We start from the raw sequence: 21,763 nt of genomic DNA on the forward strand, positions 1-21,763 counted from the left end.
GCGCATGGACGCGGTGCGGCTCATCGTGACGAGCAGGCGGTCCCTGGCGGCGGGCGGCGACGCGCGGGAGACCCTGGCCGAGGTGTGGCAGGCGCAGGCCCTCGCGCAGGCCATAGGCAGCCGCCTTGCGGTCGCCGGACCACCCGAACTGCGCGGTGAGGCACTGGGGTTGACGGAGCTCGCGGGCCGGGGCTGCGGCGTCCTCGACCCGCCCGAACTGGGCCCCGGCGAGCTGCGGGCGGGCCAGCTCACCGAGTTGGGCGACGCCCGCCACACCCTGATGTACCTCGGCGGTCTCCTCGGCGAGGTCGGCATCGCCCTCGTCGCCCTGGCCAGCGCCGCCGGCGACGAGGGCACGTACTGGCAGTGCATGGAGGCCATCGACGCGGCGGACGAGTCCCGCGACCGCGTCCTGGAGATGCTCCGCAGACTCGCGGACCGGGAACAGACGCTGCCGGCGAGGGAGGCGGGGTGAGGCGGGGCGGGGAGAGCCCCTGACCCGCCCGCCTCTAGCCCGCCTGCCTCTGACCCGCCCGCCCCTCCTCGACGGCCTCGCGTTCGGCATCCCCCGCCGCCTGAAGATCCGCGTCCAATGCCGACAGATCCGCGTTCAGCGATGCCATCAGCTCCTCCATCTGCTGCAACAGCCCTTTCGGCTGCCCGGTCCCGCCCTGCTGCGGCACGGTCTCTTCGGACATGACGGCCTCCTCGGCCCCCGGCCCCCGGGGAGGCCGACGCGGGTCACGCTCCGGCGGTCCCACCCCCGGCGCGGAAGCCGGGGGCTCCGGCTCCGCCCGAGCCAACGATCACCGTCGGGGCCGGTCACTGGCCGGGTCCGGCGGCGGCTGCGGTATTGACGTAATTTCACCCGACCGGGGACCGGCGTGGACGGGGGACCGATCTCGTGATCGTCCGCCGGGGCGGTGCAGGATGGAGGACATGGATCTTCGCATCTTCACCGAGCCCCAGCAGGGGGCCACCTACGACACTCTGCTCGCCGTCGCCAAGGCCACCGAGGACCTCGGCTTCGACGCCTTCTTCCGTTCCGACCACTACCTCCGCATGGGCACCGTGGACGGCCTGCCCGGCCCCACCGACGCCTGGATCACCCTGGCCGGACTCGCCCGCGAGACCAAGCGCATCCGGCTCGGCACCCTGATGACCGCCGGCACCTTCCGGCTGCCCGGCGTCCTCGCCATCCAGGTCGCCCAGGTCGACCAGATGTCCGGCGGCCGGGTCGAACTCGGCCTCGGCGCGGGCTGGTTCGAGGAGGAGCACAAGGCCTACGGCATCCCCTTCCCCAAGGAGAAGTTCGCCCGCCTCGAGGAACAGCTGGAGATCGTCACCGGTCTGTGGGCGACGGCCCCCGGCAAGACCTTCGACTTCCACGGCACCTACTACGACCTCACGGACTCTCCCGCCCTGCCCAAGCCGGCGCAGCGGAAGATCCCCGTGCTCGTCGGCGGCCACGGCCCGTCCCGCACCCCGCGGCTGGCCGCCAAGTACGCCGACGAGTTCAACATGCCCTTCGGCTCCGTCGAGGACAGCGAGCGCCAGTTCGGCCGGGTCCGCGCCGCCGCGGCGGAAGCCGGCCGCGGCGACGAACTGACGTACTCCAACGCCCTCGTGGTCTGCGTAGGCCGGGACGACGCGGAGGTCGCCCGCCGGGCCGCCGCGATCGGCCGCGAGGTGGACGAGCTGAAGCTCAACGGCCTGGCCGGCTCCCCGTCCGAGGTCGTCGACAAGATCGGCCGCTACGCCGAGGCCGGCTCGAGCCGCATCTACCTCCAGGTCCTCGACCTGGACGACCTCGACCACCTGGAGCTGATCTCCGCGCAGGTGCAGTCGCAGCTGTCGTAGGGGCCCGCCGAGGCGCCCTCGATAAACGAAGGCGCTGGTGGGCACAGGTGTGCGAAGCTGAGGGCGTCGTCCTGCCGAGCCCCCAGGATCACCGTTCCTGGGGGCTCCCGCATGTACGGCACCGCAAGCATCCACCCAGCCGGAGAGGCCCTCCGCATGTTCCTGACGATCACCACCACCGGCACTCCCGAACGCCCCGCCACCGATCTCGGCTACCTGCTGCACAAGCATCCCGACAACGCGCAGGCGTTCTCCACCTCCTACGGCACGGCTCACGTCCTCTACCCCGAGGCCGAGGCCGGGCGCTGCACGGCGGCGCTGCTGCTGGAGGTCGACGCGGTGGCACTGGTCAGGCGCGGCAAGGGCAAGGGCCGCGGCGGCGCCCCGGACGCGGCACTCGCGCAGTACGTCAACGACCGCCCCTACGCGGCCTCCTCCCTGCTCGCCGTGGCGCTGAGCAGCGTCTTCTCCAGTGCGATGAAGGGCGTCTGCAAAGCGAGGCCCGAGCTCCCCGGCCAGGCCAGGCCGCTGCGCGTCGAGGTGCCGGCACTGCCCGCCCGCGGCGGCCCCGACCTCGTACGCAAGCTCTTCGAACCGCTCGGCTGGACCGTCACCGCCGAGCCTGTGGCACTGGACACCGAGTTCCCGGAGTGGGGCGATTCGCGGTACGTGCGCCTCGTCCTGGAATCGGACACGCTCACCCTCGCCGAGGCCCTGCGCCACCTCTACGTCCTGCTCCCCGTCCTCGACGACGCCAAGCACTACTGGGTCGCCCCCGACGAGGTCGACAAGCTGCTGCGCGTCGGTGAGGGCTGGCTGCCCGGCCACCCGGAGCAGCGGTTGATCACCAGCCGCTACCTGTCGCGCCGCTGGGCACTGACCCGGCAGGCCACCGAGCGCCTGGAGCTGGTGCGGCTCGCCGAGACCGACGACAGCGAGGTCGAGGAGATCGACAACGCCGTCGAGGCGGAGACCGAGGCCGAGGAGAAGCCGACCCCGCTGGCCGTGCGGCGCCGCGAGGCGATCGTCACGGCGCTGAGGCAGTCCAAAGCCGCCCGGGTCCTCGATCTCGGCTGCGGTCAGGGCCAGTTGGTGCAGACGCTGCTCAAGGACCCGGCGTTCACCGAGATCGTCGGCGTGGACGTGTCGATGCGTGCGCTCACCATCGCCTCCCGGCGGCTCAAGCTGGACCGCATGGGCGAGCGGCAGGCCTCCCGCGTCCAGCTCTTCCAGGGCTCGCTCGCGTACACCGACGCCCGGCTCAAGGGCTACGACGCCGCCGTGCTCAGCGAGGTGATCGAGCACCTCGACCTGCCCAGGCTGCCCGCCCTGGAGTACGCGGTGTTCGGCTCGGCCCGTCCGAGGACGGTCCTGGTGACCACCCCGAACGTCGAGTACAACGTGCGCTGGGAGTCCCTCCCGGCCGGCCATGTCCGGCACGGCGACCACCGCTTCGAGTGGACCCGCGCGGAGTTTCGCGCATGGGCCGAGGGGGTGGCCGAACGGCACGGCTACGGCGTCGCGTTCGAGCCTGTCGGCCCCGACGACCCCGAGGTGGGGCCGCCCACCCAGATGGCCGTATTCACCCTGACCACGCCGAAGGAGGCGAAGGCGGCATGACCGACGCACAGCAGGGGCGCGTGCTGCCCGTCACCGACCTGTCCCTGGTGGTGCTGGTCGGGGCCACCGGCTCTGGCAAGTCCACCTTCGCCCGCAGGCACTTCAAGCCCACCGAGGTCATCTCGTCCGACTTCTGCCGCGGCCTCGTCTCGGACGACGAGAACGACCAGGGCGCCACCAAGGACGCCTTCGACGTCCTGCACTACATCGCGGGCAAGCGCCTGGCCGCCGGCCGCCGCACGGTCGTGGACGCGACCAGCGTGCAGTCCGACGCCCGCCGTCAGCTGATCGACCTGGCCAAGCAGTACGACGTGCTGCCGATCGCGATCGTGCTCGACGTGCCCGAGGAGGTGTGCGCCGAGCGCAACGCGGCCCGCACCGACCGCGCCGACATGCCCCGCCGGGTCATCCAGCGCCACACCCGCGAACTGCGCCGCTCCCTGAGGCACCTGGAGCGCGAGGGTTTCCGCAAGGTGCACATCCTGCGCGGCGTCGAGGAGGTCGAGCACGCCACGGTCGTCACCGAGAAGCGCTTCAACGACCTGACCCACCTCACCGGCCCGTTCGACATCATCGGCGACATCCACGGCTGCGCCGCCGAACTGGAGGCCCTGCTCGGCAAGCTGGGCTACGTCGACGGGGTTCACCCGGAGGGCCGCACGGCCGTCTTCGTCGGCGACCTGGTCGACCGCGGCCCGGACAGCCCCGGCGTGCTGCGCCGTGTCATGGCGATGGCGAAGTCCGGCAACGCCCTGTGCGTGCCCGGCAACCACGAGAACAAGTACGGCCGGTACCTGCGCGGCCGCAAGGTCCAGCACACCCACGGCCTCGCCGAGACCATCGAGCAGATGGCGGGCGAGAGCGAGGAGTTCGTCGCCGAGGTACGGGAGTTCCTCGACGGCCTCGTCAGCCACTACGTCCTCGACGGCGGCCGGCTGGTCGTCTGCCACGCCGGTCTGCCCGAGAAGTACCACGGCCGCACCTCCGGCCGGGTCCGCAGCCACGCCCTGTACGGCGACACCACCGGGGAGACCGACGAGTTCGGCCTGCCCGTGCGCTACCCGTGGGCGGAGGACTACCGGGGCCGGGCCGCGGTCGTCTACGGTCACACGCCCGTACCGGAGGCGACCTGGCTCAACAACACCATCTGCCTGGACACCGGCGCGGTGTTCGGCGGCAAGCTCACCGCCCTGCGCTGGCCGGAGCGCGAACTGGCCGACGTCCCGGCGGAGCAGGTGTGGTACGAGCCGACGAAGCCGCTGCGCAGCGAGGCGCCGGGCGGGCAGGACGGCCGCCCGCTGGACCTGGCGGACGTGCGGGGCCGCAGGGTCGTCGAGACCCGGCACCAGGGCCGCGTCTCGATCCGCGAGGAGAACGCGGCGGCGGCCCTGGAGGTCATGAGCCGCTTCGCGGTGGACCCGCGGCTGCTGCCGTACCTCCCGCCGACCATGGCCCCGACGGCCACGAGCCGCGTCGAGGGCTACTTGGAGCACCCTGAGGAGGCCTTCGCCCAGTACAAGGACGACGGTGTCGCCCGGGTCGTGTGCGAGGAGAAGCACATGGGCTCGCGGGCGGTGGCCCTGGTGTGCCGCGACGCGCAGGCGGCCCGCAAGCGCTTCGGCGTGGACGGCCCCACGGGGTCCCTCTACACCCGCACCGGACGCCCCTTCCTCGACGACGACGCGCTCACCGAGGAGATCCTCGACCGGGTGCGCACGGCGGCCGGCGAGGCCGGCCTCTGGGACGATCTGGAGACGGACTGGCTGCTGCTGGACGCCGAGTTGATGCCCTGGTCGCTGAAGGCGTCCGGGCTGCTGAGGTCGCAGTACGCGGCCGTGGGCGCCGCGTCCGGCGCGGTGCTCCCGGAGGCTCTGAGCGCCCTCCAGGGCGCGGCGGCGCGCGGCGTGGACGTGGCGGGCCTGCTGACCCGCACCGGCGAACGCGCCACCGACGCGGCCGCGTTCACCGAGGCGTACCGCCGCTACTGCTGGACCACGGACGGCCTGGACGGCGTGCGCCTGGCACCGTTCCAGATCCTCGCGGTCCAGGGACGCAGCCTCGCCGGCCTCCCGCACGACGAGCAGCTCGCCCTGCTCGACCGGCTCGTCGAGCACGACGGCAGCGGCCTGCTCCAGACCACCCGGCGCCTCTACGTCGACACCGCCGACCCGGAGTCGGTGCGGGCCGGCGTCGACTGGTGGCTGGAGATGACCGGCCGCGGCGGCGAGGGCATGGTCGTCAAGCCCGTCGGCGCGGTCGTCCGCGACGGCCAGGGCCGCCTGGTGCAGCCCGGCATCAAGTGCCGCGGCCGCGAGTACCTCCGGATCATCTACGGCCCGGAGTACACCCGCCCGGAGAACCTCGCCCGCCTGCGCTCGCGATTCCTCAACCACAAGCGGTCCCTGGCGATCCGCGAGTACGCGCTGGGCCTGGAGGCCCTGGACCGGCTGGCCGAGGGCGAGCCGCTGTGGCGGGTGCACGAGGCGGTGTTCGGGGTGCTGGCGCTGGAGTCGGAGCCGGTGGACCCGAGGTTGTGAACCGGAGGGTGCACGATTCCGGCCAGGCTTGTCCCGCCTGGGACGCTCCTGGCCGGACGTCGCCCTTCCGGTCCCATTCGTCCCTGGTTAACCGCTGGTTGCCGTGCTAACTTCGCTGGTCGGTCAGGCAGGTGTACCGGCTCAGGGGGAAAGTCGGTGGAGACACACGCGGGGTTCGGCGAACCCGAGGGCGAGTCCGGGCGTGCGGACGGCTTACGGCTGCTGCTCGGGCTGACCAACGCCCTGTGCGGCCTCGGCTGCATGGAGGACGCCCAGGGGCGGCTGCACTTCGGTGTCGTCCTCGGTGACCTGCTGGGGCGGCGGATCGACCTGCGTGGCGTCAAGTTGCGCGAGGACGTGGTGCTGCTGGTGCGGGCCGCCCTGAACATGCCGGGTGGCGAACGCGTACTGGTCGAAGTGGTGCGGATCCTCGAGGGCGACCTGGCGGGCGACGAGCTCGACCAGCTGCTCGCGCAGTGGCTCGCACCGGCCCCGCCGCCCGCCCTGCAAGGCCCCCTCACCCGTGACGACGAGGCCTGCGCCCGCGCCCTCCTCGCCCAGGGCGACCTGCCCGCGGCCCGGTTGCGCGACGCCCTCGTCGAGGAGCTCAACGGACTCGACCTGCCCACCGGGCTCACCCCGGAGCAACTCCTCGCCCACGTCCTCGACTGGAACGTCCAGCCGGACGGGCTCCCCCCGGCCGTTCTCCTGGTCGACCACGCCGCCCGGCTCGTCGCCGCTCCCGCGCACCGCACCGCACTGGCCGGCTGGGCCTCGGACTGGGCCCGGCGCGCCGCTCTGACCGGGGCGCTGGAGGAACGCCGGCGGGTGCGCGGCACGGTGACGAGTGATCCGGACATCCCGCGCTGCCTGGTCATCGCTGTCGAACCGGCCCGGGACGGCACCGGTGAGATCATCGTCCGCCCCTGGCTCAACACCGTCCCCGGCCACTGGGACCCCCAGCCCGGCGAACCCGCCACGACCACCCTCGACGAGCTCGGCACCGCCGTCCAGCGCGCGTTACGGCAGGGCGCCCGCCTCTGGTCGGCGCCCCGCGACCCCGACGCGAGTGGACGCCGGCAGCCACCGCCGTACATCGAGTTCGTCCTCCCGTACGACCTCCTCAACCACGATGTGGCGGGTCTGACGTTCCGGATCGGCGACGGACAGCCGCTCCCGCTCAGCCTGAAGTACGGGGTGCATCTGCGGAGTCTGGAGCGGATGCGCACGGACGACGCCCTGGTGCGGGACCAGTGGCGGGAACGCTGGCGAACCCTGCGCGAGGACGGCGTCCTGGTGCACGGGTGGCGCGAACCGGACGGCGGCCGGCTCGGCGCGTGGCAGTCCGGCCTCGCCGGGGAACCACGTCATACGGCGGTGGTGCTCGACGCCCCGACCGACGTCCTGGCACTGGAGGCCCTCAAGGCCGCCATAGCGGAGGGGATAGGAATCGCCATCTGGGACCGCAGAGGTGTCTTCCGCGAAGAGCGCCGTGAGGTGGTGACCGCCCTGTTCGCCGCGGCACCCACCCCGGCGAGGATCCCGGTGGCCGTGCACCTGCTGCGCAGGAACGCCGAGAGCGAGGGCCGGGGGCCCGGAGAGCTCCTTGGTAGACATATCGGGTTTTTCTGGGACGATCCGACGCGTCCCGTCGACTTCCAGCCCACCGACCCAGGCGATCTCGCCAGCGAGGAGGCACCGGCATGAGCGCGCAGGAGCAGACGGCCCCGAACGGATGGCGGGTCTTCCACGGCACGGGCAGCGCCCCCGCCGAACCACCCGCCCTGCCCGCGCCGCCGCCCTGGCGCCGGTTCCGCGGCGGACCGCCCCTGCCCGTGCCGCCGGCCGACCCGCAGGCCGCGCTGCGCCGCATGGGCCCGGGCGACGTCACCCCGCAGCTGGGCGAGGAAGAGATCGACGTCGTCAACGCGGCCCTGCTGCTGCGCCGGCCTCTGCTGATCACCGGCCCGCCCGGCGTCGGCAAGTCCACCCTCGCGTACCTCGTCTCCCGCGAGCTGGGCCTCGGGCGGGTCCTGGAGTGGAACATCGTCAGCCGCACCACCCTGCGCGACGGCCTCTACGCCCATGACGCCATGGGCCGGGCCCAGGCCATCGCCGCCTGGCGGGCAGGGCTGCGGCACGCGGCGGCGTGGGAGCCGGACCCGGACGAGGGCGCCCCCACCGCGGACGTCAACACGGCGCTTCCTCAAAAACCTCGTCAACTTCCCCCGGTTCTCGGGGACTTCATCACGCTGGGTCCCCTGGGGACCGCGCTGCTGCCCTACGATCGTCCCCGGGTGCTTCTCGTCGACGAGCTCGACAAGAGCGACATCGACCTGCCGAACGACCTGTTGCACGTCCTGGAGAACGGAAGCTATGACGTCCCCGAGCTGGTGCGCGACGCCGCGGACACCGCGAGCGTCCACACCAGTGACCCCGGGGGCCGCGCCGAGGTGCGCGACGGGCGGATCGAGTGCCGGGAGTTCCCGGTCGTGGTGATCACCAGCAACGGGGAACGCGAATTTCCCGCCGCCTTCCGCCGGCGCTGTCTGCCGCTGGAGATGCGCACCCCCACCCGGGAGCAGCTCCTGGCCATGGTCGAAGGGCACCTCGGCACCCGCCCGCAGGGCACGGAAGACCTGGTCGACCTGTTCGTCCAGCGTGTCCAGTCCGGCGGCATCCACTCACTGGACCAGCTACTCAGTGCTGTCCATATGACTACCACGGGTGGTTTCCAGGCGGATGGTGACGGGCGTAAGCTCGTGGAAATGCTCCTGCGCGACCTCGCGAAGGGCCGCTGAATGAAGGGCTATCCCAGGGAGCACGCATCCGGGCTCGGCGACGGATTTCCCGTTTCGGGGTCGTCGCCCCCTTCGGCGTCCCCCGAGTCCGCCGACCAGGCGGCAGAGCACGGAGCGGCGGTCCCGGACACCCCGGAGGCGCCCGCCCCGCGCTGGCAGGACGTCGCCGACGCGGTCTGGCTCGCCGCGTACTGGAACCGTCACGGCGGCCCCGCCCCCTCCGGACCGGAGCACACACCGGACCGCGCGGCGACACTCCCGGCCCCGCCTCCCGTGCCTCCCCGGGAAGGGGAGGACCCGGACCGGCCGGACTCGCCCCCGACCGCCGAGGGCGACCTCGCCGACCCGATCCCCGACGCCGTACGTCCCCCGCGAGAGCCCGTCGCCCCCGCCACCCCGGCTCCCACGGGCGGCCCCGGCGGCCGTCGGCAGCTGTGGGCCGACGACTCGGCCCTGCCCGCGGAACCGGCCGTCGCGGCCCGCCTGTTACCCGACGCCCAAGGCCGCCTCACTCTGCGCCTCGGACAGCCGCTGCTGCCCGCCGACGACCGCCCCGAGCAGGCCGCGGGGCGCACCACCGCCCTGTTCGCCCGCGCCCTGCATCAGCTGGCCCGGCGCGTGCCCACCCGCGAGGCACTGGAACTCGACGAGGAGACCACCGCCGAGCAGGGGGTCGTCGACGGCATGTGGATGCCCTTCCTGAGGCCCGCCCGGAGGGCTGCCTTCGACCTGGTCGTGCTCGTCGACGACGCGCCGACCCTGCGCATCTGGGACGAGTCCACCGCCCGCCTCGCTCAGGCCGCCGAGCACAGCGGCGCCTTCCGGGCCGTCCGCACGGTCCGGGTGCACCTGCCGCGCACCGGGACCGCCACCCTGCGCTGGACCGCCGGCCGGGCCGCCGCCGACCCGGCCGAACTGCTCGACGGACGCGGCGACCGCGTCTTCCTCGTCGTCACCGACGGCCTCGCCCACGGCTGGGCCGCGCCCGCCGCCGACGACCTGCTCGGCCGGCTCGCCCACGCCGGCCCCACGGCCCTGGTGCACCTCCTGCCGCCGCATCTGCGGCACCGCACCTCGCTCTACCCCCACCCGGCCGTGCTGGAGGCGGGCGGATTCGGCGTCGCCAACGACGGACTCGAACACTGGGCGCCGCCCGGCGGGCCCGACCCCCTGCGGCCGCTGCCCGACGCGGGCGACGGCGCCGTGCCCGTGCCGGTGCTCTCGCTGAAGCCCGGCTCCCTGGCCGCCTGGGCCGATCTCGTCACCGGGGAGCGCGGCGTGCGCCGCGCGCTGCCGGTCGTGCTGGCCGGCACCCTCACCAAGGGGTCGCCCGCGCCCGGACTGCGTGCCCCGCGCTTCCCGGCCGCCGCCAAGGCCGCCGTGCGTCGCTTCTTCACCCTCGCCACCCCGGCCGCCCGTCGGCTGGCCACCCAACTCGCGGCCATTCCCTTCGAGTTCGACCTCGTGGAGCAGTTGCGGCGGCGCACCATGCCGGAGACCGGCCCGGACCACCTCGCCGAGATCCTGATGGGCGGGCTGATCGACTGGGACAGCGACGGCGGGGGACACCCCGAGTTCGCCGACGGCGTCCGTGAGGAACTGCTCGCCACCACCACCCGCAGCCAACTCGCGCACACGGTCAGCGTGGTGGGTGAGCTGCCCGCCGCGGGGGCCCGGGGCGTCGCACTGCGCGCCGCACTGCGCGACCCGATGGGCGCGACGCTGCCCGACGCGGCCGAGGGGGGCTGGGTGCGCAGCGAGCTGGCCGTGATGCGGGCGCTCTCGGGCCCGTACTCCGAGCGGGCCCGCCGGATCGAGCCCGGACCGGCCCGCGCCCGCGGCCCCGGTGCCACCGAACGAGTGAGTCCGGGAACGTCCGAGCCCGCACCCTCTGAGGTGAACCGCGAGGCTCATGGGGGATTGTCCGACGGATCGGGAAGTCTGCCACCGTCGAACGTCCCCAACGAACCTGGAGAACCTCCCGTGCCACCCCTGGTATCCGACGTCACCCCACAAGAACCCCCGGAGGCTGAGCCCCCCATGCCGAGCACCATGACGACGTCGTCAGCGCCCGCCCTCCTGGTGAACGTTCCCCTCCGGAACACCTCGTTCGTCGGCCGGCAGGCGCTGCTGAGTGCCGTGGAGGAGCAGCTGGGGGCGCAGGACACGGCAGCGGTGCTGCCCAACGCCCTGCACGGCCTCGGCGGCGTCGGCAAGTCACAGCTGGCACTGGAGTACGTCTACACCCACCAGCACGACTACCGGGTGATCTGCTGGATCCCCGCCGAACGCGAGAGCCTCATCCTCGCCGCGCTGGCCCAGCTGGCGGCCCAGCTGGGCGTCGCTCCCACCGGGCAGGACCTCGGCGCGCCCGCCGCCAACACCGCCGTGCCGGCCGTCCTGGAGGCCCTGCGCACCGGCGCGCCCTACGACAACTGGCTGCTGGTCTTCGACAACGCCGAAGACGTCGAGGCGGTGCGTCAGTTCTTCCCGACCAACGGCCCGGGCAAGGTCATCGTCACGTCCCGGAACCGTGCGTGGGAGAGGGTCGCCACGTCGTTGCCCGTCAACGTGTTCGAGCGCGAGGAATCGGTCGAACTCCTCCGGAAGCGGTCGCCCGACCTGTCCACCGAGGACGCAGGCCGGCTCGCGGAGGCCCTGGGCGACCTGCCGCTCGCGGTCGAGCAGGCGGGGGCGTGGCGCGCGGTCACGGGCATGCAGGTCGACGAGTACCTCGATCTGCTCGCGCAGCGCAGCCCCGAGATCCTCGAACTCGACCCGGCCCCCGACTACCCGGTCTCCGTCGCGGCCGCCTGGGACATCTCGCTGGAGCGGATCAAGGAGAACAACCCGGGCGCGCGGCAACTGCTCGACATCTGCGCCAGCATGGCGCCCGAGCCCATTCCCCGGGCGATGCTGCGCGGCAGCCGCGGCGTCAACGTCACGCCCGAGGTCGACCCCCTGCTGCGCGAGTCGATCAAACTGAACCGCGCCGTCCGCGACCTCAGCCAGTTCTCCCTGGTCAAGGTCGACCCACGGTCCGACACCCTCCAGATGCACCGCCTGCTCCAGACCGTGCTCCTGGCCAAACTGAGCGCCGAGGAACGGGAGCGGATGCGGGACGCCGCGCATCAGCTCCTCTCGGCCGCCAAGCCGGGCCCCTACGGCTCGTCGCTGGAATGGCGCGCCTACCAGGCGCTGTTGCCGCACGTGCTCACCTCCCAGGCCGTGAGCAGCACCGACACCTATGTGCGGGAGCTGGTCTTCGACACCGTGTGGTTCCTCTACTACTGGGGAGACCACGTCGGTGCCGCCGACTTCGCCCGCCAGGCCTGGAGCGCCTGGATCGCGGCGTCCGGCGAGGAGGACGTCAACGTCCTGCGGATGATGAAGAGCCTCGGATTCCTGCTGCGGCAGATCGGCCAGGTCCCCGAGTCCATCCCGCTCACCGAGAAGGCCCTGGAGATCTCCCGCAGGACCGAGGTCGACCCGGAGAACCTGATCGACTCGCTGTGCGAGATGGCGGACGCCCACGGCTATCAGGGCCGGTTCGACGAAGCCCGGGCCCTGACACAGGAGGCCACCGAGCTGGCCCGGTCCCTGTTCGGGCCGGACGACCCGATGACCCTGCGGGCCACCCACGCCTGGGGGGTTGCCCTGCGGCTGTGCGGCCGGTTCAAGGAGGCGCTGCCCCTGGACCAGGAGAACGCCCAGCAGCGTGAACTGCTGTTCGGCCCCGCCAGCTTCTTCACCCTCAACACCCTCAACGCGCTCTCCATCGACATGCGCGAGAGCGGGGACTACCCCGGCGCCCGCGACTTCCAGGAGGACGCGTACCGCAGGGCGCGCAGCGAACTCGGCGAGGAGCATCCGCTGACGCTGCGCGTCGCCAGAAACCTCGCCGTGTGCCGACGCCGGGACGGGGCGCACACGGAGGCGGCCAAACTCGCGGAGGAGACGCTGCGGCGTTTCATCGCCCGCTACGGTCCGGACCACTTCGACGCGATGTCGTCGGCCACCAACATGTCCGTCGACCAGCGGCTGTCCGGCGACCTCGACAGCTCGCGCCAGCTGGCGGAGGTGACGCTGCGGCGGTTCGAGCAGCGCCTCGGCGCCAACCACGCGTACACGTTGCTCACCAAGGCGAACCTGGCCGCCACGCTGCGCGCGCAGGGCGCCCTGGAGCAGGCTCAGGAGCTGGAGGACGACGCCGCGAGCCGACTGGCCGACCGGGTGGGCCCCCGGCACGTCACCACCCTCACGGTGGCCATCGGGCAGGCCAACACGGCTTACGCGCGCGTCGACTTCGAACGGGCGCACGAGATCGACCAGGCCAATCTCGAGCTGCTCACCGAGATCGCGGGCGAGGAGCACCCGCTGACGTTCTCCTGCATGGCGAACCTCGCTCTCGACCTGCGGGGTCTCGGGCGGGGCGCGGAGGCCGACGAGCTCCAGCGCAAGGCGACGGACGGATTCGCCCGCGTGGTGCGCGCCGACCACCCGTGGCTGGTCGCGGCCCGTCAGCGCCGCCGGATCGAGTGCGACATGGCGCCGATGCCGCTGTAGCGGGCCTTCCCGGCCGGGGTGGCACTCGGGCCACCCCGGACCGGTCAGCTCGCGTCCACCACCGGTGTGGTGGACGCGGGGTCGGCCGGGCGAGGGCCGTGCGCGGGGGCCGCTTCCCCGCGCCCCGGGGCGCGGGTCGGCTCGTGATCCGACAGCCGGCGGACCAGGTTCAGCAAGGGCTGGGTGAGCAGCGTCGTGGCCAGGGCCATGAAGACCAGCACCGTGTAGAGCGGCTTGCTCACCAGGCCGGCCTGGAAACCGGCGTTGAGCGCGATCAGTTCCGTCAGGCCGCGGGCGCTCAGCAGGACACCGACGGTGCGCGCGTCGTCGCGGTCCACCCCGCCCAGCCGGGCTGCCACCGTGCCGCTGCCGATCTTCGTGATCACCGCCAGTAGTGTCACCACCAGCAGCGTGAGCCACCCGGTGGTGTTCATGCTGTTCAGGGTGACGGACTGCCCCGAGAAGACGAAGAAGTACGGCACCAGCAGCGAGCCGACGACGTGCAGCGGCCGCAGCAGATCCGGGTCGAGCGTGCCGTCGTCCTCACGCGGGCAGACGATCCCGGCGAGCAGGGCACCGCAGATGGCGTGCAGCCCGAGGAACTGGGTCACGGACGCCGACGCGCAGGCGAAGCCGATGAGCAGCGCCAGCCGCAGCGACGGCTCCATCCGGGTGCGCCACAGCAGCCGGCGCAGCACCGGGCGGGCCGCCAGCAGCATCAGCACCACGAAGCCGGCCGCGATGAGCGCCCGCCCCTGCCAGCCCAGTAGGTGCTCACCGCTGTCGCTGTCCAGCATCGTCCCGGCCAGCACCGTCCACCCGATCACATCGAGCAGCCCGGCCGCGGACACCGCGAGGATTCCCGGCACGGTGTCGGCCAGGTCGTTCTCCCGCACGATGGCCGTCAGCACCGGCACGGCCGTTATCGACAGGGCGACCCCGGCGAACAGCACCATGCCGACCGTCAGCCCGGGCATGTCCAGCTGTCGCAACTGCTGCCGGAACAGCAGCGCACAGCCGCTGCCCACCGCCATCGGCACCACGAACGACGCCAGCGCCACCGTCACGACCGTGCGCGCCCGGTCGCCGAGGATCTTCAGATCCAGCTCGTACCCCACCGCGAACAGGAAGACCACCAGGGCGAACTGGGCGAGCCCGGTCAGCGCCGTGCCGATCTCCCGGGGGAACAGCACGGTGTAGGCGTCCGGCGCCGCACTGCCGAGCAGCGAGGGACCGAGGGCGATGCCCGCTGCCAGCTGACCCACGATGTACGGCTGCTTCAGCCGCTGGGCCAGCCAGCCGGCGCCGTGGCCGACCGCAAGGATCAGGGCCGAGGCGAACAGGAAATGCGTGACCACCGCTTCAGGGCTCACAACGTCCCCCCGTGTCCAGTTGTCATGGCCCGCAGCGCGGACGAGGACGGGGCCCCGCACCGATGCGCGACCCCAACCTCCTTATGATAGAGGTAACTTGATGAAGTATCGGCAGTCGTACACAGCACTGCACCGGTGTCACGGGGGGCACATTGGCGACGGTCGTCTTCATCCATGGAACAGGGGTGCGCGAACCGGGCTTCTCGAAGCTTGCGGGGCGCGTGGCAGCCGGACTGACCGCCCTGCGCCAGGGACTTCGCATCGTGCCGTACTACTGGGGCGACACGCACGGCGCCACGCTCGCGGCGGGCGGCGCCAGTCTCCCCGCCGCGCCGGGCGGCATGTCCCGGGGTCCGGCCGGAGCTGACGACGAGGAGGACGAGGCGGCCGTTTGGGCAGCCCTGTACTCCGACCCGTACGCGGAGCTCGCCCTCGCGGCAGCCGCAGCGCCGCAGGCCGTCGAGCTGGCCCCCGGATCCCTGCCGCCGGACCGGGCGATCCGCGCTCGGCTGGCGGCACTCGCGGCTCAAGGAGACGAGCCGGCACTGGAGCTGGGGCCCGGCCTCGCCCGCGCCGCCACCGACCTCGCCGCACACCCGCTGCTCGGACCGGCCGCCGGCGCCGTGGCCCCCGAGGATCTCGCGGACCTCGTGGCCCGCAGCCTGACCGCCCGGGTCATCGCCGACGCCCTGGACTCCGACGCCCCGCTCGTACCGGTCGGCGACAGCCGTGACGCCGTCGCCGGGCGACTGGCCGTGGCACTCGGTGCAGCTCCCCGGGGCACGGAACGAGGAGTGCGCTCCCTGGTGCTGCGCCTGGCGGGCTCGGCGGCCTCCCGTGCCGTCGAACGCCGCCGGCGCGCCCTCACCGAGGCCGCTCATCCGGCGGCCGCCGACATCCTGCGCTACCTCAGCCGGGGCGAGGCGGTCCGCACCGACCTGAACGCGCTGGTCAAGGGCCTGGAACCGCCCGTCACGCTCGTCGGTCACAGCCTGGGCGGCATCATCGCCCTGGACACCCTGATCTCCACCCCGCTGCCCGAGGTCCGGCTCCTGGTGACAGCGGGCTCCCAGGGTCCCCTGCTCTACGAGTCCGGGTCCCTGCCCTCCCTCGAACACCCGTCGCCGCTCCCACCGCACATGCCCGACTGGCTCAACCTCTACGACCCGCGCGACCTGCTCTCCTACGTCGGCGCGGGCCTCTTCCCGGGGCGGGTCACGGACGTCCTGGTCGACAGCCGCCAGCCCTTCCCCGCCTCCCACAGCGCCTACTGGACCAATCCCGAGGTGTACCGGCACATCGTGGGACGGCTGCCGTGAACCCCTCCCGCGTGCACGCGCTGATCGTCGGCATCGAGCGCTACGACGCCGGCCATCGCTGGAACCTGCCCGGCCCGGCCCGCGACGCGGTCGCCTTCCACCGGCTGCTGCGGGAGTCCGGGGTGCCGGAGGAACAACTCCGGCTCCACCTCGACCCCTTGCCCTCCTACGACCCCGGGGTCGCTCATCGGCCCGCCGACCACGCGACCCTGCGCCGTGTCCTCGTACGGGAACTGCCCCAGGAGCAGGGTGACGTCCTGTGGGTCTGGTGGGGCGGGCACGGCGTGCTCGACCGGACCGGGCACCTGCGGTTGTTCTGCTCCGACGCCAGCACCGCCGACAAGCTGGGCATCGACCTGGACACCGCCCTCGACCGGTACGCCGGCGACGCCGTACCGGCCTTCGGGGAGCAGCTGTGGATCGTGGACGCCTGCGAGACCTTCGAAGAGGACCTCGCCTTCCGTGAGCAACTGCCGCCGGACGCCCTGCCGGTGGGGCGGCGCAACCACGCCCACCGGCAAACGCTGCTGCAGGCCGCCGGGCGCGGGCGGGCCGCCGCCAACGATCCCGACCGCGCGACGGGCCTGTTCTCCGAGATCCTGCTGGGGCTACTGGCCGACCGGGCCGCCGTCCTGCCCGCACCACCCGATCCGGAGGGACTGTTTCCGGCCGTACGAGCGCGTATCGCGGCCCTCAGGGAAGCGGGACGTACTCTGCAGTATCCGGAGATACGGCTGCGGAGCCCCGAGCGCACCGAGACCGTGGCGCCGACGGGGCGGGGCACCGGGGGCCGGCCGGCTTCGCCGCTGCAGCGCGCCGTGGACGCTCTCCTCGCCTATCCGATGATGAGGGATCCCACCGAACGGCAGGCGGTCGTCGCCTCGTTGGACCCCCGTGTCGCGGGAACACTGGCACGCCACAGCAGGGCACGCACCGATGTCGTCAGCATCCTCAACGGGATTGCCGGGCGCCGGCCGCAGGCGTTGTGGGAGCTGTTCGACGCGGTGGTCGCCCTGGACGACGCACCGGATCTGAAAGCCCAACTGGACACGGCGCTCGCCGAGTTCGCCGCTTCGGTGCGGCGCCCGGACGAGCGGAAATGATCGGGTGGCGTGATCGTACGGTTTTCGACCCGGGCAGGAATGGCCATGATGGAAATGAACAGGCACGGGGCATCGCGTGCCACCGTGCGAGAAGGGGGAGCATCTTGGACCAGCAGCCCGCTCTGTACCACGCCGAAGTCGCCGTCCGCGAGCCGGCCGCGGCTGCTGGTACCGCCGTCTGGGAGTCGGATCTCGCCGACCTGACGGAACTGCCCCTGACCGCGGTGGACGGTCTCGCCCCCCTCCACCCCTCCGCCCGCCTCCTCGGCGAGGTCCTGCGGGCCCGCGGCAGCATCAGAGGGGGCAGCGAGGGGAGCGCCCGGGCCGAATAGGTCCCCAGCCCCCGGCAGCCGGCCCGCACGTGGCCTCGACGCTGTGCCGGGGCCCACGCCCCACCCGCGACCGGAGGTCCCGCATGCCCAGCGAGCCGCGCCCCGCCCCGTTCCGCATGCCCGAGCGGATCCTGGCGGAACTGGCGGCGGGGGGCGGCTCCGCGGCGGCCGTCGCCTTCCTCGAACGGGCGGAGCGGGCGCGGCGGCTGCTGCTCCTGCGGACCCTGCTGGACCGACTCGGCACACTGAGCACGCCGTTGAGCCCCGCCGCCGAAGCCTGGGACGTCCTCAAAAGGGCCGCCGCCGCGGCGCCCGGCCCGGTCGACCGGCTGCTGCTCGCCCCGGCGACCGGCGCCTGGATCGCTCACCTGCTGCGCCGGCTGCACGGCACGGCGTCGGGCCCGCCGCTGTGGGCCGAGGCCGGGCATCTGGGCGCCCTGGCCGCCGCGGCGTCCCTGCGCGCCGGCACGCGGGCGGACCTCCGCGTCGCGCTCACCGACGGCGCGCTGCCGCTGCCGGGCCTGGGGATGGCCCGACTCCCCGGGGCGCAGGAGGGGCTGACGATCGGCAGGGCCCGTACGGGCCGGGGCGAGTTGACGCTGTCCGGCCCGGGCCGGGACGGCGCCACCGTGTCATCGACGGTCCGCCCGGCGACGCGGTCGCTGTCGGCACCGGCTGCGGACACCCCCGCCTGGCTGCCCCTGCGCACGCTCACCCACTCCACCCCCGACGGGCCGATCGCCATCCCGCTGGAAGACCTCGACCCGTACCGCGACCTGGACGATCCCCTCCCGCCCGCACGGCTGGACCTCGACGAAGCCGAGGCCTGGCAGCGGCTGTTCGACGAGGCCACCGCGCTGCTCGCCGCGCCGGGCGGCGACGGGCCCGGCCGGTTCGACCCCCGCGAGATCCGGGCAGTGGTGCCCTGGGGGCGTACCGGCACGCTGCCGCCCGCCCCGCCCACGGTGCTGGTGTCCGCCTCCAGCGGCGATTCCTTCGGGGCCATGGTGATCGCCCGCCCGTCGTCCGGCACGGCGCTCGCCGAGACGCTGGTGCACGAGTTCCAGCACAGCAAGCTGGCCGCCCTCCTGCACCTCTTCCCCCTGCTCGACGACGACCGGGAGGAGCGCTACTACGCCCCCTGGCGACCGGATCCGCGCCACCTCACCGGACTGTTGCACGGGGCCTACGCGTTCACCGGTGTCGCCGGATTCTGGCGGGACCGGCTGGCCGAGGCGCGGGACGCCCGTGCGGCCGGTACGGCCGGCTACCACTTCGCGCTGCGCCGCCTGCAGAGCCGGCTCGTGGTGCGCACACTGCTGCTGGAGGGCCGCCTCACCCCACAGGGCCGTGCCCTCGTGTCAGGACTCGCCCGCACCCTCGACGGCTGGCTGCGGGAGGACGTCCCGCCGGCCGCACTGACCCGTGCCCGCACCGCCGCCGCCCTGCACCGCACCGAGTGGCGGCTGCGCAACGTCGTGCCCGCTCCGGCCGCCGCCCCGTCGGGCCTCCGCTTCCGTCCCGACCGCACCTCCTGGCCGGACCTGCGCACCCACGCCTTCGCGACCCGCCCCGCCGCACCGCGCACCGCGGACGAGCACCTCGCCGCCGGGGACGCGACCGCCGCGCTCACGCGGTACGCCGAGGTCCTGGCCGACGCCCCGGCCGAGCCGCATGCCCTCGCGGGCTGGATCGTCGCCCGGACGATCCTCGAACCGGGCCGGGCCGCCCGCCGGATGCTGGCCCGGCCGGAGGAACTGCTGGAGCCCTCACCCCGGGTGTGAGCAGGCCCTGCCCCGCTTGTCGTCGGCGCGACGAGAACTGGCCGCCATGGAAACGGTCGAGGAGCGCGTCAACACACCCTCCGACGGTCAGGATGGAGGCATGGCATACCACGTCCACTCCGAGGCCGGGCGGCTGCGCCGCGTCATCCTGCACCGGCCCGATCTCGAGCTCAAAAGGCTCACCCCCAGCAACAAGACCTCGCTGCTCTTCGACGACGTGCTGTGGGTGCGCAGGGCCCGCGCCGAGCACGACGGGTTCGCCGACGTGCTGCGCGACCGCGGCGTCGAGGTCCACCTCTTCGGTGACCTGCTGGCCGAGACGCTCGAGGTCCCGGCGGCCAGATCTCTCGTCCTGGAGCGGGTCTTCGACGAGAAGGAGTACGGCCCGCTGGCCACCGACCCGCTCAGAGCCGCCTTCGAGAACATGCCCGCTCCGGAGCTGGCCGAGGTCCTGATTGGCGGTATGACGAAACGCGAGTTCCTCGACGTGCACCCGGAGCCGACCTCCGTGCGCTTCCACGTCATGGAACTGGACGACTTCCTGCTGGGTCCGCTGCCCAACCACCTCTTCACCCGCGACACCTCCGCCTGGATCTACGACGGCGTGTCCATCAACGCCATGCGATGGCCCGCCCGGCAGCGCGAGACCGTGCACTTCGAGGCGATCTACCGGCACCATCCGCTGTTCCGCGACGAGACGTTCCACGAGTGGTCGAAGGGGCAGAGCGACTACCCGTCCACCATCGAGGGCGGGGACGTGCTGGTCATCGGCAACGGGGCGGTGCTCATCGGCATGAGCGAGCGCACCACCCCGCAGGCCGTGGAGATGCTCGCGCACAAGCTGTTCGCCGCCGGGTCGGCCGAGACGATCGTGGCCCTGGACATGCCCAAGCGGCGTGCCTTCATGCACCTGGACACCGTGATGACGATGGTCGACGGCGACACCTTCACCCAGTACGCGGGCCTCGGCATGCTCCGCTCGTACACCATCGAGCCGGGCGTCGGCGAGAAGGAGCTGAAGGTCACCGACCATCCGCCGGAGCACATGCACCGCGCGATCGCCGCCGCCCTCGGCCTGAACCAGATCCGCGTCCTGACCGCCACCCAGGACGTGCACGCGGCCGAGCGCGAGCAGTGGGACGACGGCTGTAACGTCCTCGCCGTCGAACCCGGGGTGGTGGTCGCCTACGAACGGAACTCCACCACCAACACCCACCTGCGCAAACAGGGCATCGAGGTGATAGAGATCCCGGGCAGCGAACTGGGCCGGGGCAGGGGCGGCCCACGGTGCATGAGCTGCCCGGTCGAACGCGATCCCGTATAGGCATGCTGGAGCTCGTATAGTATTCCAGCATCCCCGTCCTCGTATCTCTGGAGTGCCCCCATGGCGACTGTCCCGACCGCCCTCGCCGGCCGCCATCTCCTCAAGGAGCTGGACTTCACCGCGGAGGAGTTCCGCGGTCTGGTCGAGCTGGCCGCCGACCTGAAGGCCGCCAAGAGGGGCGGGATCGAGCCCCGGTACCTCCAGGGCCGGAACATCGCGCTGATCTTCGAGAAGACCTCCACCCGCACCCGCTGCGCGTTCGAGGTCGCGGCCGTCAATCAGGGCGCCTCGACCACGTACCTCGACCCCTCCGGCTCCCAGATAGGGCACAAGGAGTCGGTCAAGGACACCGCGCGGGTGCTGGGCCGGATGTACGACGCGATCGAGTACCGGGGCGACAGCCAGCAGAAGGTGGAGGAGCTGGCGGCGCACGCCGGGGTGCCCGTCTACAACGGGCTCACCGACGACTGGCACCCCACCCAGATGCTCGCCGACGTGCTGACCATGACCGAGCACTGCGCCAAGCCGCTGACCGAGGTCGCCTTCGCCTACCTGGGGGACGCCCGCTTCAACATGGGCAACTCCTACCTGGTCACCGGCGCCCTGCTCGGCATGGACGTACGGATCGTCGCGCCGAAGGCGTACTGGCCCGCCGAGGAGATCGTCGAGCGGGCCCGCGCGCTCGCCGCGACCAGTGGCGCCCGCATCACGCTCACCGAGACCGTGGACGAGGGCGTCCGCGGCGCCGACTTCGTCGCCACGGACGTCTGGGTCTCGATGGGCGAGCCGAAGGAGGTCTGGGCCGAGCGCATCACCGCCCTCGCCCCCTACGCGGTGACCATGGACGTCCTGCGCGCCACGGGCAACCCGGACGTGAAGTTCCTGCACTGCCTGCCCGCCTTCCACGACCTCGGTACCAAGGTCGGCCAGGAGATCCACGCGGCCTACGGCCTGGACTACCTGGAGGTCTCCGACGAGGTCTTCGAGTCGGCCCACTCGGTCGTCTTCGACGAGGCGGAGAACCGGATGCACACCATCAAGGCGGTCATGGTGGCAACCCTCGCCTGAACAGGCCTTATGCTGACCGGCGGCCCGGAACCACCCCTCCTCCGCGGCCGCCGCGCGACGAACCCGTCGCACTCCC

Annotated in this window: 15 protein-coding genes; 13 read left to right on the top strand and 2 right to left on the bottom strand. The window is 72.7% G+C overall.

The features are described 5' to 3' along the window. The first annotated feature begins 4 nt into the window (after positions 1 to 4). Complete coding sequence (locus tag QOL88_RS30100) at positions 5 to 475, top strand: DUF6099 family protein (RefSeq protein WP_097221419.1); 471 nt, start codon at positions 5 to 7, stop codon at positions 473 to 475. A 34-nt stretch (positions 476 to 509) separates the two neighbouring features. Here the strand turns inward: QOL88_RS30100 and QOL88_RS30105 are convergent, their stop codons facing one another. Then, a complete protein-coding gene (locus tag QOL88_RS30105) occupies positions 510 to 698 on the bottom strand; it encodes a hypothetical protein (protein ID WP_097221420.1) in 189 nt (62 codons plus the stop codon). Positions 699 to 939: 241 nt separating this feature from the next. On the opposite strand from QOL88_RS30105, the gene QOL88_RS30110 reads away from it, so the two are divergent. The 6 genes from QOL88_RS30110 (at position 940) to fxsT (ending at position 13,384) form a co-directional block, all read left to right on the top strand. After that, a complete protein-coding gene (locus QOL88_RS30110) occupies positions 940 to 1,860 on the top strand; it encodes an LLM class F420-dependent oxidoreductase (protein WP_097221421.1) in 921 nt (306 codons plus the stop codon). A 156-nt stretch (positions 1,861 to 2,016) separates the two neighbouring features. After that, a complete protein-coding gene (locus QOL88_RS30115; RefSeq protein ID WP_179879004.1) occupies positions 2,017 to 3,480 on the top strand; it encodes a 3' terminal RNA ribose 2'-O-methyltransferase Hen1 in 1,464 nt (487 codons plus the stop codon). Next, positions 3,477 to 6,017 carry a polynucleotide kinase-phosphatase gene (locus QOL88_RS30120; RefSeq protein WP_097221423.1) on the top strand — a complete coding sequence of 847 codons (2,541 nt, stop codon included), beginning with the start codon at positions 3,477 to 3,479 and terminating at the stop codon, positions 6,015 to 6,017. Before QOL88_RS30115 ends, QOL88_RS30120 begins: the two co-directional genes overlap by 4 nt. 156 nt (positions 6,018 to 6,173) lie before the next feature. After that, positions 6,174 to 7,724: a VMAP-C domain-containing protein gene (locus tag QOL88_RS30125; RefSeq protein WP_097221424.1), complete on the top strand. Its 1,551-nt coding sequence runs from the start codon at positions 6,174 to 6,176 to the stop codon at positions 7,722 to 7,724. Then, complete coding sequence (locus QOL88_RS30130; protein WP_097221425.1) at positions 7,721 to 8,818, top strand: AAA family ATPase; 1,098 nt, start codon at positions 7,721 to 7,723, stop codon at positions 8,816 to 8,818. The genes QOL88_RS30125 and QOL88_RS30130 overlap by 4 nt, the downstream gene beginning before the upstream one ends. After that, positions 8,819 to 13,384: an FxSxx-COOH system tetratricopeptide repeat protein gene (gene fxsT / locus QOL88_RS30135; RefSeq protein WP_097221426.1), complete on the top strand. Its 4,566-nt coding sequence runs from the start codon at positions 8,819 to 8,821 to the stop codon at positions 13,382 to 13,384. Positions 13,385 to 13,428: 44 nt separating this feature from the next. On the opposite strand, the gene QOL88_RS30140 is transcribed toward fxsT, so the two are convergent. Continuing rightward, a complete protein-coding gene (locus tag QOL88_RS30140; RefSeq protein WP_097221427.1) occupies positions 13,429 to 14,757 on the bottom strand; it encodes a cation:proton antiporter in 1,329 nt (442 codons plus the stop codon). Between the two features lie 221 nt (positions 14,758 to 14,978). Here QOL88_RS30140 and QOL88_RS30145 point away from each other — a divergent pair, with 221 nt between their 5' ends. The 6 genes from QOL88_RS30145 (at position 14,979) to argF (ending at position 21,687) form a co-directional block, all read left to right on the top strand. Beyond that, a complete protein-coding gene (locus QOL88_RS30145) occupies positions 14,979 to 16,076 on the top strand; it encodes a hypothetical protein (protein WP_306456192.1) in 1,098 nt (365 codons plus the stop codon). Next, on the top strand, positions 16,073 to 17,179 hold the full coding sequence (locus QOL88_RS30150; RefSeq protein WP_097221429.1) for an effector-associated domain 2-containing protein: 1,107 nt from the start codon (positions 16,073 to 16,075) through the stop codon (positions 17,177 to 17,179). The genes QOL88_RS30145 and QOL88_RS30150 overlap by 4 nt, the downstream gene beginning before the upstream one ends. 104 nt (positions 17,180 to 17,283) lie before the next feature. Beyond that, positions 17,284 to 17,511, top strand: a complete 228-nt coding sequence (locus tag QOL88_RS30155; protein WP_097221430.1) for a hypothetical protein — start codon at positions 17,284 to 17,286, stop codon at positions 17,509 to 17,511. A gap of 83 nt (positions 17,512 to 17,594) precedes the next feature. After that, a complete protein-coding gene (locus tag QOL88_RS30160) occupies positions 17,595 to 19,295 on the top strand; it encodes an HEXXH motif domain-containing protein (protein ID WP_097221431.1) in 1,701 nt (566 codons plus the stop codon). Positions 19,296 to 19,395: 100 nt separating this feature from the next. After that, positions 19,396 to 20,619 (top strand): arginine deiminase, encoded by a 1,224-nt coding sequence (locus tag QOL88_RS30165; RefSeq protein ID WP_179879005.1) that lies wholly within the window; start codon positions 19,396 to 19,398, stop codon positions 20,617 to 20,619. 60 nt (positions 20,620 to 20,679) lie between these two features. Then, positions 20,680 to 21,687 (top strand): ornithine carbamoyltransferase, encoded by a 1,008-nt coding sequence (gene argF, locus QOL88_RS30170; RefSeq protein WP_097221433.1) that lies wholly within the window; start codon positions 20,680 to 20,682, stop codon positions 21,685 to 21,687. Positions 21,688 to 21,763 lie beyond the last annotated feature (76 nt).

This window comes from Streptomyces sp. Ag82_O1-12, from assembly GCF_900182715.1.
In the GTDB taxonomy this organism is placed as follows: Bacteria; Actinomycetota; Actinomycetes; order Streptomycetales; family Streptomycetaceae; genus Streptomyces; species Streptomyces massasporeus.